At 36.6% G+C, this 16,840-nt stretch carries 13 protein-coding genes and 1 pseudogene; 9 read left to right on the top strand and 5 right to left on the bottom strand.

What is annotated here, in order from left to right; genetic code table 11:
• The first annotated feature begins 1 nt into the window (after position 1).
• The 4 genes and pseudogenes from ccmB (at position 2) to V5N68_RS00910 (ending at position 2,348) form a co-directional block, all read left to right on the top strand.
• A complete protein-coding gene (ccmB, locus tag V5N68_RS00925; protein ID WP_332065316.1) occupies positions 2-667 on the top strand; it encodes a heme exporter protein CcmB in 666 nt (221 codons plus the stop codon).
• Between the two features lie 36 nt (positions 668-703).
• Positions 704-1,484 (top strand): annotated as a pseudogene (locus V5N68_RS00920) (heme ABC transporter permease).
• Positions 1,472-1,723 carry a hypothetical protein gene (locus V5N68_RS00915; RefSeq protein WP_332065315.1) on the top strand — a complete coding sequence of 84 codons (252 nt, stop codon included), beginning with the start codon at positions 1,472-1,474 and terminating at the stop codon, positions 1,721-1,723. Before V5N68_RS00920 ends, V5N68_RS00915 begins: the two are co-directional and overlap by 13 nt.
• Positions 1,698-2,348, top strand: coding sequence for a DsbE family thiol:disulfide interchange protein (locus tag V5N68_RS00910; protein WP_332065314.1), 651 nt, complete (start codon positions 1,698-1,700; stop codon positions 2,346-2,348). The genes V5N68_RS00915 and V5N68_RS00910 overlap by 26 nt, the downstream gene beginning before the upstream one ends.
• 113 nt (positions 2,349-2,461) lie before the next feature.
• Here the strand turns inward: V5N68_RS00910 and V5N68_RS00905 are convergent, their stop codons facing one another.
• Complete coding sequence (locus V5N68_RS00905; RefSeq protein ID WP_332065313.1) at positions 2,462-2,998, bottom strand: GcrA family cell cycle regulator; 537 nt, start codon at positions 2,996-2,998, stop codon at positions 2,462-2,464.
• 453 nt (positions 2,999-3,451) lie between these two features.
• Between V5N68_RS00905 and V5N68_RS00900 the strand changes: the two genes are divergently transcribed.
• Complete coding sequence (locus V5N68_RS00900) at positions 3,452-4,669, top strand: aspartate aminotransferase family protein (protein ID WP_332065312.1); 1,218 nt, start codon at positions 3,452-3,454, stop codon at positions 4,667-4,669.
• Positions 4,670-5,244: 575 nt separating this feature from the next.
• Positions 5,245-6,267, top strand: a complete 1,023-nt coding sequence (locus V5N68_RS00895; RefSeq protein WP_332065311.1) for an Hsp33 family molecular chaperone — start codon at positions 5,245-5,247, stop codon at positions 6,265-6,267.
• 471 nt (positions 6,268-6,738) lie between these two features.
• Here V5N68_RS00895 and V5N68_RS00890 read toward each other — a convergent pair whose 3' ends face one another.
• Both V5N68_RS00890 and V5N68_RS00885 read right to left on the bottom strand, forming a co-directional pair.
• Entirely contained in the window at positions 6,739-7,332 is a 594-nt protein-coding gene (locus V5N68_RS00890; protein ID WP_332065310.1) for a Smr/MutS family protein, read from the bottom strand.
• Between the two features lie 55 nt (positions 7,333-7,387).
• The gene (locus tag V5N68_RS00885) at positions 7,388-8,080 is read right to left on the bottom strand and encodes a Tim44/TimA family putative adaptor protein (RefSeq protein ID WP_332065309.1); all 693 of its coding nucleotides are present in this window, start codon (positions 8,078-8,080) and stop codon (positions 7,388-7,390) included.
• 148 nt (positions 8,081-8,228) lie between these two features.
• Between V5N68_RS00885 and V5N68_RS00880 the strand changes: the two genes are divergently transcribed.
• Together V5N68_RS00880 and secB are read left to right on the top strand one after the other, a co-directional pair.
• Positions 8,229-8,726, top strand: a complete 498-nt coding sequence (locus V5N68_RS00880) for an FxsA family protein (RefSeq protein ID WP_332065308.1) — start codon at positions 8,229-8,231, stop codon at positions 8,724-8,726.
• A 144-nt stretch (positions 8,727-8,870) separates the two neighbouring features.
• On the top strand, positions 8,871-9,347 hold the full coding sequence (gene secB, locus V5N68_RS00875) for a protein-export chaperone SecB (RefSeq protein ID WP_332065307.1): 477 nt from the start codon (positions 8,871-8,873) through the stop codon (positions 9,345-9,347).
• Positions 9,348-9,380: 33 nt separating this feature from the next.
• Here secB and V5N68_RS00870 read toward each other — a convergent pair whose 3' ends face one another.
• Complete coding sequence (locus tag V5N68_RS00870) at positions 9,381-11,684, bottom strand: NADP-dependent malic enzyme (protein ID WP_332065306.1); 2,304 nt, start codon at positions 11,682-11,684, stop codon at positions 9,381-9,383.
• Positions 11,685-11,905: 221 nt separating this feature from the next.
• Here V5N68_RS00870 and mutS point away from each other — a divergent pair, with 221 nt between their 5' ends.
• A complete protein-coding gene (gene mutS, locus V5N68_RS00865; RefSeq protein ID WP_332065305.1) occupies positions 11,906-14,647 on the top strand; it encodes a DNA mismatch repair protein MutS in 2,742 nt (913 codons plus the stop codon).
• A 217-nt stretch (positions 14,648-14,864) separates the two neighbouring features.
• On the opposite strand, the gene ilvD is transcribed toward mutS, so the two are convergent.
• A complete protein-coding gene (gene ilvD / locus V5N68_RS00860; RefSeq protein WP_332065426.1) occupies positions 14,865-16,706 on the bottom strand; it encodes a dihydroxy-acid dehydratase in 1,842 nt (613 codons plus the stop codon).
• Positions 16,707-16,840: the final 134 nt, after the last annotated feature.

Here is a 16,840-nt window from a genome sequence, read left to right as displayed (position 1 = left end):
AATGAAAGCACTGTTTTGGCGTGATCTCAAATTAACCTTAGCACCACAAGCTTCCACACTAACAGGACTTTTATTTTTTATCGCCATTATTATAGTAACCCCCTTCACCATTGGACCAAATCCCCAAATTCTTGCGAAAATAGGGCCAGGCATATTATGGTTTGGAGCTCTTCTCGCTGGACTTTTAAATCTGCATAAACTTTTTCAAACTGATCGCGACGATGGAAGCCTTGACCAATTCATCATTTCTGGACAAAGACAAAGTCTAACATTAATTGTATTGACAAAATGTCTTGCTCATTGGGCGGGACATATGCTTCCCCTTATTTTCATGACACCCATTTTAGCAATGATTCTCAATTTAGATGCAATGACAACTTTTACGACAATACTTGCTCTCTTATGTGGAACGCTGGCTATTATCTTCATTGGTTCTATTGGAGCTGCACTAACAATATCATTGTTACATAGCACTCTTCTCATTTTTATTATCATCTTGCCATGGGTCATTCCAATTATGATTTTTGGCATTTCCGCCGCCATATCTCCAACAAATCCAAATATCTCTTTTTTAAGCTCCTTAGCTCTTCTTGTTGCTTTTTCTCTCCTTCTAAGCCTTTTTAGCTCTTTTATCACAGCTATGACACTCAGATATTTATCAGAATAGATTGCTGTATAACTAAAACCGATCTATTATAAATCTATGAATGAAGTATCTCACACACGTAAAATGGAATCACATCTTGCAAGCCTCGCCCGTTTTATGAAAATAAGCAGTGCTATCTTGCCCTGGCTAAGCGTTATAACATTATGTTTTTTTATCGTAGGGCTGATTTTCGTTGTATACTCTCCAGATGATTATCAACAAGGGATCACCGTTAAAATTATGTACATTCATGTGCCATTCGCATGGTTATCTATGTTCTGTTACACGATAATGAGCGCTTCTGCGCTAGGAAGTCTGATTTGGAACTATCGTCTCACTGATGTGGCACTGAAATGTGGAGCACCTATTGGAGCAGTTTTTACAACATTAGCGCTCATGACAGGAGCACTTTGGGGACGTCCTACATGGGGGACATGGTGGGTATGGGATGCGCGACTAACATCAGTTTTAATTCTACTTTTTATCTACCTTGCCATTATTATGCTCGTTCACGCTTTTGATAATCAAGCAAAAGCCGCACGTGCTACAGCAATTTTAACACTAATCGGATTCGTAAATATTCCTATTATTAAATTTTCTGTCAACTGGTGGAATACACTCCATCAATCAGCATCACTTTTTCGTGCAGGAGGAACAACAATCGATCGCTCTATGTTATGGCCACTCATAACTATGATATTTTGTTTTACCTTTATGTTTATTGTACTATATTTGGTGGCTATGCGGAATGAAATCAACCGTCGTCATATCCAAATGCTTCAGATAAAAAGAGCCCATTATGTACGACATTAAGGAATCCTCATCATGCAGAACCTAAGCAGTATACAGAGTGGATTTTTAGAAAATTTATCTCAAAAAATTGATTTTTTTCTTGGAACTTTTCACCGTGAACAAATTGTTATGTTAAGCTACATGCTTTCCGCAATTTTCCTTCTCTGTTTTATCGGATACATCCTCTGCAAAGGTATACATCAGAAAAAAATTCTATGGGAACTAAAAGAAAAAAATTGTTTAGATGAAAAAAGGTACAATGACAACTGTTCCCCAGAAATCTAAAGGTATATCTTTTCTTGCCTTACTTGTTTTTTTGATATCATTTTTACTTTTCATTATACTTTTTTTTCATTTTATGGACAAAAGACACTCAGATAGCACATCCACTATTTTAAACACATTAGCTAAAAAGCCTGCTCCACAAATTAATCTGCCTTTATTTTACAATGAAAATTATTTAAGCACCAAACAATTAAAAGGACGCGTAACATTAATTAATTTTTGGGGGTCTTGGTGTCAACCTTGTCGCGAAGAGCATCTCATTCTTATGAAAATTGCAGAAGATCAACGTTTTGATCTCATTGGAATTAATTTCAAAGATAACAAAGAAAATGCCCACCGCTTTCTAATTAATTTTGGGAATCCTTTTAAACTTATTGGCTTTGATCATTCAGGACGTACAGCCATTAATTGGGGAGTATACGGCCCACCAGAAACTTTTCTCTTAGATAAAAATAGCATAATTATTACGAAATATGTCGGCCCTTTAACATGGCAAACTTACCAAAAGAAAATTCTACCACAAATTGAAAAAGCTATCATGGCAGAAGAGACGCCCAGCAGAATACTGTTATGCAATAATATTAAAAACAGCAATGGAAAGATATTCTGCAAGGAAAATCCTTAAAATTTATCAAATACAGCACCTCTGCAAAATTTCTTTTTAGTAGAAAATAGCAAATTTCACAATTTAACTATGATATATTTGACTGATGTTTAACAGCAGACACACCGCGAATATTACACTCTGACCCTCCGCTTCTCAGATATTGGCTGAAATGCTATCTTCGCGTGAAAGGCACAATAAGGGCTACTTTCACCAGAGTCAGCACCACAAAAATAAAAATCTGACGATAAAGGATCCCCAACTGGCCACCTACATGTATTTTCACTCAACTGCAAAAGATTGAGATGTCGAGATATAGGCACAACCACATTTGATGTTTCCGGTGCCTCAACTTCAGTTTCATCCTCAGCAACAAACTCCATATTTAAAGCTGCTGCTCCAACATTGCAAGATGCAGTAGCACTCGTTGGCAATATTGCTGATGGAGAACGACGCATCCGCGGCGCAGACGGACTTGGATTAACAATCGTTTTCTGCGTGCGCGACACCGCCTGCGCCGCCTTTCCTCGCCCAGGTAATTTTAATCGATGAACTTTACCAATCACCGCATTTCTGCTAACTCCGCCTAGCTGAGCAGCGATCTGACTTGCACTTAAACCTTCACCCCACAACTTTTTAAGAAGCTCAACGCGTTCACATGTCCAACCCATGTCAGTACTCCATTTCGATCATCTCATTGAGATGCGCCCCGTTGCACCTTCAAATGTCCCAATCATGTTTCAATTAAACAGAATAAAAAGCATTCTCTACTCTACCCGAGCACAAAAATCTCACTCATATCTGTGGAATTCACAATTGAAATATAATTTCCCTTGCTAATACAATATACATACAATACGCATTGGCTCAATGACAAGATCCTTTCTTTTTTGAAAAGCTTATTTATGATGTTTTCCCCAACTTGCGAATCGATCATAAATGGAATTGTCATTTTCGTTCAACATTTGCTTATATCTTTATTAATTTCTTTTCACCAGTGCAACTATCTCTTATTTGTTTGGCTAATTAATTTATTATAATTAACAATGATTATATCAAATAGCGATAAATGAAATATTATATTGTTTATCGTATTGCAGAGCGAAAATATAAAGGGACTAATAATGAATACAGCTGCTATACACCCACTTTATGAGTGCTTTACCCGACGTAATTTGTGCTTTAAGCGCGGTAATGGTGTGTGGCTCATTTCTGACAAAGGAGAAACTTATCTTGATTGTACATCCGGCATTGCCGTTAATGCATTAGGATATGCACACCCTAAGTTGGTTGATGCCCTTAAAACACAAGCTGAAAAACTATGGCATGTTTCCAATCTTTTCCAATCACCTGAACAAGAAGCTTTTGCTGAACGTCTTTGTATAAATAGTTTTGCTGATAAGGTCTTTTTTTGCAACTCTGGTGCTGAAGCACTTGAGTGTGCATTCAAAACCGCTCGTCACTATCATTACGCATCAGATCATCCAGAACGCATTGAAATTATCACTTTTGAAGGAGCATTTCACGGGCGTACACTTGCAACGCTCGCCGCTACTGGACAAGAAAAATATCTTGAGGGTTTTGGACCAAAAGTTAGTGGATTTATTCAAATTCCCTTTTTTGACGAAATCGCCTTGCAAAGAGCCATTAATAAAAATACAGCAGCTATCCTTATCGAACCAATCCAAGGAGAAGGAGGAATAAGAGAAGTATCTCACAAAAATTTAAAGCTTTTACGAAAAATATGCGATGATAATGGTCTATTACTCATTTTGGATGAAGTTCAAACTGGTATTGGACGAACAGGAAAATTATTCGCCTATGAATGGAGTGATATCGTACCGGATATTCTTACACTTGCAAAAGGACTAGGTGGTGGATTTCCATTGGGAGCCTGTCTTGCAACAGATAAAGCAGCAAAAAATATGACACCAGGAACTCATGGATCAACCTTTGGAGGAAACCTTCTTGGTCTAGCTGTTGGAAACAGTGTTCTAGATGTCATCTTAGAACCAGATTTTCTCCACCATGTTCAGCGCATGGGGCAAAAGCTAAGAAGTGGGCTTTTAACTATCCTTAACACCTATCCTAACATTATATGTGCAATTCATGGGGTAGGTCTTATGGTGGGAATTCAATGTGCCCTTCCTTCTCACATTGTAGTTAATGCATTAGAAAATGAATATATTTTGAGTGTCAGTGCCAATAACAACATAGTCCGCCTCCTTCCTCCTCTTATCATAAATGAAGAAGAAATATCTGAAAGCTTATGTCGCATTGAAAAAGCAATTTCTTATCTTTCGCAAATAAATAAAGACGATAAACAGAATGCTATTAAATAGTTTATCGCTATTTTATTACTTCTTATTCCCCTAAACCTATACTCACTTTTTAAATAAATTATGGAATAGTTTTCAAAGAATCTCAGAACTAAAAAATTAAAAATCTAAAAATAATTTTTGTAAAGTCACCTCCATACATGCATTTTATTTGGTATAGATACACATCTATTAATAAAAATGCTTTTCCTGATTTAGGAAAATGGATCAAATACAGTAAAAATCAATTAACACGGAACCATATTATTGCTTTTATATAAATATAATAACATTTACAGAAATTTGAAGATGCTAAATTTAGCATATAGGGCTAAAACTCTTTTTCAAAATTTATTATTACAATATAATTTCGCCATAGATACGTACTTCTTTGGTACACTCTCAAAAAATACCCTTATCTATAAAAATCATAATAAGCTCATTGGTTATAAAATATTCTGCTTAACAGAGATGATAATATCTTAATTTTATGCAATTAAAAGACACCCTCACGCTTTTAAAATATTTCATAGTGTTTACAAGATATGTTTTTCTCTTCACAATACCTTGCCAAAGAAAACCACACAAAAGGCTAAAATATGAATGCGGGAAACAAACAAGCCAAAAATGAAACTTCTCTGAATAACGTCTGCTTGAGTGAAGATGATACTGTCATTCCTTTTCAAGTCGAAGAACTTGATATCCGTGGACGTATCGTACAACTTGAAAAAGCTGTAAATTCTATTCTCACAAAACATCAATATCCTGAACCTGTTTCTTATCTTTTAGCTGAAGCTCTAATTTTGACTGTTTTACTTGGGACTTCTCTGAAACTTAAGGGAAAATTTATTTTACAAACTCATTCCGATGGACCAGTAAACATGCTGGTGTGCGATTTTTCTTCCCCTTCTGGTCTGCGAGGATATGCTCGTTTTGATGAAGAGAGTCTAAAGCAAGCGATACTCAATAATCAAACGACTTCAAAAGAACTTCTTGGTAAAGGAACTTTAGCCTTCACTATTGACCAAGGTACCTATACACAGCGCTATCAAGGAATAGTTGCATTAAATGGATCAAATTTACAAGAGGTTGCCCGTACCTATTTTGAGAAATCTGAGCAAATACCTACCGATATCCATCTAGCGGTCGCTATCTTGATTAAACGTGACAAACAAGGAAAACAACAAAAAAGCTGGCGAGCTGGAGGCGTTTTGATACAGCTCTTACCTCCAACATTACTGCATAACAAAATATATGAATCTAATAAAAAAGCAGAAGAAATAAAAAGCCGTGCCCAACTTAAAGACCAATGGCAAGAAGCAAAAATACTGACCGCAACAATTGATAAGACAGAGCTAACAGATCCACAAGTTGGTAGCAAACGATTATTATTTCGTCTTTTCCATGAACAAGGTGTTAGAGTCTTTAAGCCGCTTTCTATTGTAAATCAATGTTCCTGTTCACGAAAAAAAGTTAAAGAAATGCTAGAAGGATTCCCTATTGATGAACGCATTAAAATGATTAAAAATGAATATATTTCAGTCACATGTGAATTCTGCTCAACAACTCACCGCTTTAAACCACAAGAACTTTCTGAAAAATGTGAGGAATATTCTCCTTAACAAAAAGATAAGATATCGATTATAATAAACTGATTTTACCATACTGCTAAGCCCTAAAAATATCTCCTTAAAATTTTAGAATATTTTTATCTCTCCTATTTAACATCAATCATTCTTTCTTCATTTCTCACACAGTCATACCTCCCTGTTGTCACATCAGAAAAAATTTCATACACTGCTTACAATAAAACCCCAAAACCATGCGCTACAAATGAATAATTAGTTAATGAAAATAACGACAAAAATTTGTACAATATTTTTGATATTATCCACGTAAGTACAACTATTCCCTAAAGTATTTTTAGCTACTAACGTTTTTATAAAATTGTCATAAAGAGGGAATTATTGCTTATAAAAATTGAGAATGAAAAGAAAAATATTACAAACTCTTATATTCTTCTTTTAAAAAGATAGCATAAAAATGCCATATCAAATGCAATAAATTTTAATCCAAAAAACTGAAAATAGTGCCTACAGGACTCTCTTTTCTCTAGCACAAAAACGCAACCTGATATAAAGCGCACCACAACCACCATGTTGATGAGAAGCTTGCTCAAACTCATGAACATAATATTTAAAAGCCGGTGTTGATAACCAATGAGGGACAAACTGAAACAGAATACCATCACTTCCAGGGGATCGGCCCTTTCCTGTTATCACAAGCACATAACGCAATCCACGCTGTTGGGATGATTGTAAAAACTTTTTCAAGGAAAAATAAGCTTCACCTTGTGTGCAACCATGGAGATCAAGACGAGCTTCAATGGGATAATGACCTCTAGAAATTTTACGGTATGTAACACGATCTAAGAGACGAACCTCATGTTCTTTTGCATCCGCTCTTTTTTTTCCTTCAACTGTCATTTTTCTATGCTGACTTTTATGCAAAAATGGAGAAGTTTGTGTTATATGTTGTTTTTTATTTTCGATATTCGCAGTATCTTCCGCAAAAAAAGAAGGCGGCTTACCATGCAATGGTATTGTTGTACGACAAACCATCTCCCATAAAAAATGATCCTGCAGAACAAATGAACACCCTCTCTGTCTCGTCTCATCCGTAGACATCGCAACTTTCATCCCTAATAAATCTCACTTTTTGACTTTAAAAGCGAGAAACACCTCAATTTTCATCTTCTGTTGCAAAAAGCTTCCAGTTTGGATCCGAAGATAAACTGTTGCGAACAAAAGTCCATACATCCCTAATTTCTACGACAGCATTAGGATCATTTTCTATACATTCGCCCTTTTCATTATAAGTTACAGAAATTATTTCACTGACAATACGCACAGTTAAGAACTGTTCCTTTTCTCGCATTTCTGCCGCAACAAATTCAATCTTATTAATTCCAACAAAAGTAAACTGAACTTTTTCATTGTTTTTTTCGCGCTGTTCAATAGCTGCACAAAAATTCTCAAAAACATCTTGAGAAAGCAACCTCTTTAGTTGATCACGATCCCCATTGGCAAAAGCTGTCACAATCATTTCATAAGCAATTTGAGCACCTTTGATAAAAGATTGTGGAGAAAAATTAGAATCACTCTGACGTATAGCTCTCAAACCATTATTTAATGCACTTCCTTCAGGTGAAATTGCGTCAATTTCACTAAAATCACTCTTTTTCAAATTAACTTGATGAGGGAACGAAACAACATCATCATCCGTTTCTGAATTAATCTGTTTTTTAGAGCGGCTAGAATAAGGATCAAAGGGGGGCTTTTCAAAACCAATCCGTTTTCCTAAAACATTACGCAGTTGCACAAAAACAACAACCATAATAACAAAAGCTACGACAAATACGACGTCAAATTCCATGAGCATCAAACCTAAGATGATTTATAATAAACATTGCAGTCAATACCATTTATCAATAAACATGTAAAATAGTGAATTTCTCATTCAAGTTTTTAAAAGTATCTCTTAATTAATTTTCTACACTCAATTTTAAAAAGGAAACTTTCATGTGATTAGGTCTTATTATATAAATCCTCGCTTTTTTATCATTGTTATCCTCAGTGCTCTCTTAATTGAAATCGCTGGTTTTATTGTTGTTGGAAAAAAAATCGGAGTTTTAGCAACTTTGAGTTTGGTTATTTTAACAACAATAGCTGGAAGCATTTTATTACGAATACAAGGAATTAGCCTTTTAAAAAATATACAACATAAATTTATTGAAGGGCATAAATTTAAAAGTTATATAATCAATGATACATTCATCATTGTAAGTGCAATTTTGCTGATTCTTCCTGGATTTGCGAGTGATATTTTGGGGATATTGCTTCTTATTAAACCAGTCCGTACTATTTTTTGGTATTTATTTTTGTCGTTCAATAATAGCCATCATAACAACAATGCTAACACAAAAAATGAATCTGAAAAAATCATTGATCTTCAAGAAAAGGATTATCAGATTTATAACGACAGAGAATCACCATGGCATAAAAATGATGATGATCATTGAAAATTTCTCAAATTTATCAACGACAGAAAAATAATTAAGAAAAGTAAAGCGTTCCTTGAAACCTTTTGCAAGGCGTGATAACCAAGCCGTTTGTCTTTATATCTTAAAACAAAAATACACACCGTTATATGAGAGGTTTATAATATGGCTGAAGATGATATTAATAACAATGATGGAGAGCCAGTTATTGCTGTATTAACTCAATATCTGAAAGATTTTTCGTTTGAGAATCCAAATGCTCCTCACTCATTATATCCACGTGAAAATGCACCTAAAATTGATATAGATATTAGCGTTAACGCTAATCCAGTAAGCGATAATGATTATAATGTCGTATTATCTCTCTCAGTCAAAGCAAATGACGATAATGATGTCTTATTCCACGTGGAGTTACTCTACGGAGGTGTTTTTCATATTAAAAATATTCCAGAGGAAAATATTCCGCCGATCGTTTTTATTGAATGCCCTCGTCTTCTATTTCCATTCGCTCGTCAAATTGTGTCTGATGCAACCCAAAATGGCGGTTTTCCTCCTTTGCGGATTGATCCGATTGATTTCGCTGACTTGTTCCAAAAGCATCTGGCTGAAGAACAAAAAAACAGCCAAACACAACTATCTTAAAAGTTCACTTTTGTTATTAAAGGCTCTGAAATATCAGATGCCTTTATTGTTAGCATGGTAAGCGGCTAGTGCTGCTATATTTAAAATGTCCGTATCGTTTCTACTAAATGGTGTAATTTGAACAGATTTTTCTAATCCAATCAAAATAGGACCAATGATAGTTGCCTCACCAAGCTCCTGTAGCATGCTAATAGCAATCGAAGACGTATGATATCCTGGCATTACCAAGATATTAGCAGGCTCTGTTAAACTCATAAAGGAATATTGTTGCATTAATTTCAGATTAAGCGCCACATCAGCGCTCACTTCCCCATCAAATTCAAAATTAACCTTGCGTTTATGTAAAATATTAACAGCATCCTGAATATGCTGTACAACCTGTCCTCTTCTATATCCAAAGGTAGAAAATGCCACAAACGCTACCCGTGGTTTATATCCCAACCCATAGACAAAAGAAGCCGTCTGTTCTGCTATATCAGCGAGTTCCTCAGCATTCGGATTCTCGTAAACAGCTGTATCCGCAATAAATACAACTTTTCCACGACAAATAGCCACTGAAATACCAATTAATCGTTCTTTTGGCTTCTCATTAATCACCCTGCATATATCAATTAATGTTGTTTCATAATTGCGCGTTATCCCTGTAACCATTGCATCAGCATCCCCCGATGCTACCATACAAGAACCAAAATAGTCGTGATCATTTTGAATATGACGATGACAATCATGCAACAACCAACCTTGACGTTGCATCTTTTTATAAAGATAATTAGCGTAAACATCTGTACGGCATGAGAGCTTAGCATTCATAATAGAAATATCTTGATGTTCAAGATCAATTCCAGCAACCGCAGCGATTTCCTTAATTCTCTCTTCAAAGCCAATTAAAATTGCCTTCCCTAATTTTTGATGAACATAAGAAGCAGCTGCTCGCATAACCTGCTCTTCTTCACCTTCTGCAAAAACAATTTGTTTTGGGTCTTGACGAATATGGTCATAAACACCACGCATCACGATGGAAGTAGGATCACGTCTTACATTCAAATCACGCTCATAAGCCTCTAAATCATCAATATGCTTTCGTGCAACTCCACTTCTCATTGCCGCTTTTGCTACAGCAGTTGACACAACAGTAAATAAACGCGGATCAAAAGGAGCAGGGATGATATAATTTGGACCAAATTTTAACCTCTTCCCATAATAAGCTTTAGCAACGCTGTCAGGAACGCCTTCATGAGCTAATTTTGCAAGCGCTCTTGCTGCTGCAATTTTCATTTCGTCATTAATAACTGTCGCACGCACATCAAGTGCACCACGAAATATATAAGGAAAACAAAGTACATTATTGATTTGATTAGGATAATCGGAACGACCTGTTGCGATAATAGCATCACTACGTACTTGCATCACCTCTTCTGGTGTAATTTCCGGGTCAGGATTTGCCATAGCAAAAATAATTGGTTGGGGTGCCATTGATTTAACCATTTCAGGAGTAATTGCACCTTTAGCAGAAACCCCAAAAAACATATCAGCGCCTTCCATCGCTTCAGCAAGAGTGCGTTTATCTGTTTGAATAGCGTGAGTAGACTTCCATTGGTTCATCCCCTCTTCACGACCCTTATAAACAACTCCCTTAGTATCACATAAGATAATATTTTCAGGACGAAACCCCATAGCCTTAATAAGTTCAATACATGCAATTCCTGCAGAACCAGCACCATTACAAACTAATCGTGTATTTTGCATATCACGTCCCGTTAAATATAAAGCATTAAGCACACCAGCAGCTACAATGATTGCCGTACCATGTTGATCATCATGAAAAACAGGAATATTCATTATTTCACGCAAGCGACTTTCAATAATAAAGCATTCAGGTGCTTTAATATCTTCAAGATTGATGCCACCAAAAGAAGGCTCTAAATGACGGACCAAATTAATAAAATTTTCTGTATCATTTATATCAACTTCTAAATCAATTGCATCAATGTCTGCAAAACATTTAAAAAGTACTGCTTTACCTTCCATAACCGGTTTAGATGCTAGTGCACCTAAATTACCTAAACCTAAAATAGCAGTTCCATTTGATATAACAGCTACAAGATTACCTTTCGCCGTATAATCATAAGCTAACTCTGGATTTTGAGAAATCGCATTAACTGGAATAGCAACACCTGGCGAATAAGCAAGCGCTAAATCATGCTGCGTCTTTATTGGTTTTGTGGCAACAATCTCAAGTTTTCCAGGTTTACCATGATTATGAAAATCAAGAACTTCTTGCTCATTAGCATTATAAACAGTTTGAGACATTTTTCGATCTTGCTCATTGTTTCTCATATCACTTACTTTCTCCTAAAGTAGCTTAACTCTTGTTCTATAATCTATCTAATTACCCGATTTTCAATTTGATTCATATGTCAGAAATCGCTATGCTTATCTGATATATCATTATGGGTTGTATATATCATTGTGCGTTTCAGTTCAGAGATAATGAAGGTAAGTATTGAAGTAAATAAAAAAGGTATCAAAACCTTAAGTGCATGAAATGAGCGCGTAAAATGGATGATAAGAGCAATTGCAAAAATAATTTAATCCCCCAACCTTCACCATCTACGTCACATAAAGAACGCCCTACACCTATGATGGAGCAATACATAGAAATCAAGGCAGTTAATAGCGATTCCCTTCTATTTTATCGTATGGGAGACTTCTATGAATTATTTTTTAATGATGCGATTGAAGCTGCTCAAACTCTAGGAATTACACTTACAACACGTGGGAAACATCTTGGTGAAGATATTCCTATGTGTGGCGTACCAGTTCATGCTGCAGATGATTATTTACAAAAACTGATATCTTGTGGTTATCGAGTTGCAGTTTGTGAACAATTAGAAGATCCAGCAGAAGCTAAAAAACGTGGATCAAAATCAGTTGTTCAGCGCGATGTTGTGCGCCTTGTTACACCTGGAACTATAACAGAGGAAAAACTTCTTGATCCAGCGCGTGCAAATTATTTGATGGCACTTGCTCGTATTAAAACTAGTGATAAAGAAGAATTTGCTCTTTCTTGGATTGATATTTCAACAGGTATATTTCGTGTAACAGAAAGCTGCCATGAAAGGCTTTTGGCAGAAATTATGCGTGTAGATCCACAAGAAATTATTGTAGCGGACTCTTTTTTTCATGATCAATCACACAAACCGCTTTTTAATGTACTCAATCGTATTATTTCATCTCAACCCGCGAGTCTTTTTGATACAATCACTGCTGAACGTGACATCTGCAGTTACTTTAAACTCTCTACTCTAAGAGGTATTGCTGACTATTCGCGTCCCGAACTTTCTGCAATCGTTGCAGCTATTCGTTATATTGAAAAAACACAAATCTCTCATCGTCCCCCTCTCATGCGTCCTGAGCGGCAAAATGAAAGTGCTACCCTTTTCATTGATGCTGCAACTAGACTGAGTCTTGAGCTTGTTAAAACTACATCAGGTAAACATGATGGAAGTTTGCTAAAAGCAATTGATCGTACTGTAACAGGAGGAGGATCACGTCTTCTTCTTGATCGCTTAATTTCTCCCTTAACCACACCTTCGGCTATAGATAAACGTTTAGATTCGATTGCCTTTTTCTTGCAAAATATGTCTCTTGCAGAAGAAATAAAATGCACCCTCAAAGGGGGACCGGATATGCCCCGCGCAGTTTCACGTTTAGCTCTCGGACGAGGGGGACCACGTGATATAGCAGCAATCCAGCGTGGTTTTGAAATTATTCATAAACTTACTCAGTTTCTTAATGATAAAATACTTCCTCAAGAAATAAGTGATGTACAACATATTTTTTCACGTTTACCTACTGCTTTACATTTTCGTTTAACACAAGCATTAGCAGATGAGCTCCCATTGCTTAAACGTGATGGTGGTTTTATTCGTCCTCATTATAATAAAGAACTAGATGAAATGCGCGCTCTGCGCGATGAATCCCGCCGTGTTATTGCTGAACTTCAAGCAAAATATTCCAAAGAAACGGGGATTAAAACACTAAAAATAAAGTATAATAACATCTTAGGCTATTTTATTGAAGTCACCAATTCACAAACATCTGCTCTTACCGATACTCCACAAGCAAAAGCACGTTTTATTCACCGGCAAACAATGGTAAATGCTACGCGCTTTACCACTACAGAACTTGCTGAACTTGAAAGCCGTATCGCCCACGCTGCTAACCATGCAACAACTCTTGAATTGGAAATTTTTGATAATCTTGTTAATGAAATTACCGAACAGATCGACTTCATTCGTAAAGCTGCTGAAGCACTTGCTATTCTGGATGTCTCTGTTGCTTTAGCCTATTTAGCTGAAGAACAAGAATATTGTCGTCCTAAAGTTGACCATTCGCTTGCTTTTTACATAACCGCTGGACGCCATCCTGTTGTAGAGCAAGCATTACGAAAGCAAGCCGCAGAACCATTTATTGCCAATCATTGTAATCTCTCTGCGCAAAAAAACCAACAACATGCAGCAATTTGGCTATTGACTGGACCTAATATGGGAGGAAAATCAACTTTCTTGCGGCAAAATGCTCTCATTGCTATTATGGCACAAATGGGTTCTTTTGTTCCAGCTGCTGCAGCCCATATTGGTATTGTTGATCGCTTATTTAGTCGTGTAGGTGCTTCTGATGACCTTGCACGAGGATGCTCGACCTTTATGATGGAGATGGTTGAAACAGCAACAATTCTTAATCATGCGAGTAACCACTCCCTTGTTATTCTTGATGAAATCGGACGGGGGACATCAACCTTTGATGGTCTTTCAATTGCTTGGGCAACAGTTGAATATCTTCATGAGGTTAATCGCTGCCGTGCTATTCTCGCCACACATTTTCACGAAATGACAGCGCTTACACAAAAACTTAATCGCCTTCATAATGTAACAATGAAAGTCAATAATTGGGATGGTGATATAGTTTTTCTTCATGAAGTTGTACCCGGAGCTGCTGACAGATCCTACGGAGTGCAAGTTGCAAAACTTGCAGGACTTCCTGCAGCAGTTATTACGCGCGCTACAGATGTTTTACACCAATTAGAAACAGGAAAAATGAACGAAAAAGAAAATAAATTAATTGATGACTTACCGCTCTTTTCCCTTAAAGAAACATCTTTCACAAATGAAAAAACAAAAAAACTCTGCAGGCTTCATGAAGCCTTTAAAAATATTCATCCTGATGAACTTTCTCCTAAAGATGCTCTAGAAACACTTTATTACCTCAAGAATCTCGAGAAAAGTGATCCCCAATAAAAAACATTTCTTCTTGGTTATTTTTGATTCATACTGACCATTGTCTGCATTTATATTATTTCTTCGTATTTAAATAATGAAAGAATTCATGCAGATTATTTGTTATAAGAAAAACTTAATAAGATAGAAAAAAACTAAAAAATCCTTTGAATTATATTCACGATGATGCAAAATACCCTTTAACCCCTAATTATTTCTTGCAAGATAACTCTATATCTTATCCAATATAACGAACCGCACCTTTTGCAGCAGAAGTTGTCATAGCGGCATACGCTTTAAGAGCTTTTGAGACTTTACGCTTACGTTTCTCAACAGGCTGCCAAGCTGTCTTTCCTTTTTTCTCCATTTCAGCTCGACGACGCATAATCTCAACATTATCGACTAACATATGAATGGTACGGTTAGGAATATCAATTTCTATTATATCACCCTCTTCCACCAAAGCAATTTCTCCTTTTTCAGCAGCTTCTGGTGAAATATGCCCAATAGAAAGTCCTGAAGTCCCCCCTGAAAAACGACCATCAGTTACAAGCGCACAAACCTTTCCTAATCCTTTAGATTTCAGATAACTCGTTGGATAAAGCATTTCTTGCATCCCAGGTCCACCACGCGGACCTTCATAACGAATTACAACAATATCGCCTGATTTAATTTTATCGGTCAAAATTGCTGAAACCGCGGATTCTTGACTTTCAAAAATTCTTGCTGGACCTTTAAAAGTTAAAATTGATTGATCAACACCTGCTGTTTTTACGATACAGCCATCTTCAGCAAGGTTTCCATAAAGAACTGCTAGCCCTCCATCTTGCGAATACGCATGTTTAACATCGCGAATTACACCCTTTTCACGATCAAGATCAAGGGTATCATAACGACAAAACTGACTAAAAGCTGTTTGTGTTGGAATACCACCTGGTGCTGCACGATAAAATTTGTGAACCGTTAATTCATCAGTTTTTTTCACATCCCAACGGCTAAGAGCTTCTTTCATTGTTTTTTCATGAACCGTATAAACAGATGTATCAATAAGTCCAGCGGCATCCAATTCCCCTAAAAGCCCCATAATACCACCAGCACGGTGCACATCTTCCATATGTACATTAGGGATAGCAGGCGCGACCTTACACAAGACAGGAACACGAAGCGAAAGACGATCAATATCATCCATGGTAAAATCTATTTCACCTTCTTGCGCTGCTGCTAAAAGATGCAATACAGTATTGGTTGATCCTCCCATAGAAATATCAACAGTCATTGCATTCTCAAAGGCCCTGCGCGAAGCAATAGAACGTGGCAGAATTGTTGTATCATTTTCTTCATAATAACGTTTGACTAATGAAACAATTCGACGACCAGCTTCTACAAAAAGCGTCTGACGATCCGCATGCGTCGCTAACATTGACCCATTTCCAGGAAGGGACAACCCTAACGCCTCGGTAAGACAGTTCATAGAATTAGCGGTAAACATCCCTGAACAAGAACCACATGTAGGGCAAGCAGCACGTTCCATTTCTGCAACTTCTTCTTCTGAATTATATTCAGAAGCCGCAGCGATCATTGCATCAACTAAATCAACAGAAATATCTTGATTTTTCCATTTAATTTTACCCGCTTCCATGGGGCCACCTGAAACAAAAATTGTCGGAATATTCAACCGTAGAGCGGCCATTAACATTCCAGGCGTAATTTTATCACAATTGGAAATACATACTAATGCATCTGCACAATGAGCATTAACCATGTATTCGACAGAATCTGCAATGATTTCACGCGAAGGCAAAGAATAAAGCATTCCATCATGCCCCATAGCAATTCCATCATCTACGGCAATTGTATTAAATTCCTTCGCAACACCACCAGAAATAGCTATCTCTTGTGCAACCAATTGCCCAAGATCTTTTAAATGAACATGCCCTGGTACAAATTGCGTAAAAGAATTCGCAATAGCAATAATGGGTTTACCAAAATCGGTCTCTCTCATTCCCGTTGCACGCCAAAGACCACGAGCTCCGGCCATATTGCGTCCATGAGTTGATATTCTTGAACGATAAGAAGGCACTATTTTCCCCTCAAATAATTCCACACTTCCTATTTTTACGGAATCTAACCCTAAAAAATATTCTTATTGAAACATTTAAAATGACATTTCAAGTTTTATATAAGCCTAATACCATCATTCATGATCTAATAAAT

Origin of the sequence: Bartonella eidoli, from assembly GCF_036576145.1 — a bacterium.
Taxonomy (GTDB): domain Bacteria; phylum Pseudomonadota; class Alphaproteobacteria; order Rhizobiales; family Rhizobiaceae; genus Bartonella.
Note: the sequence above shows the minus strand (reverse complement) of the source record. Positions and strands in the feature narration are given on the sequence as shown.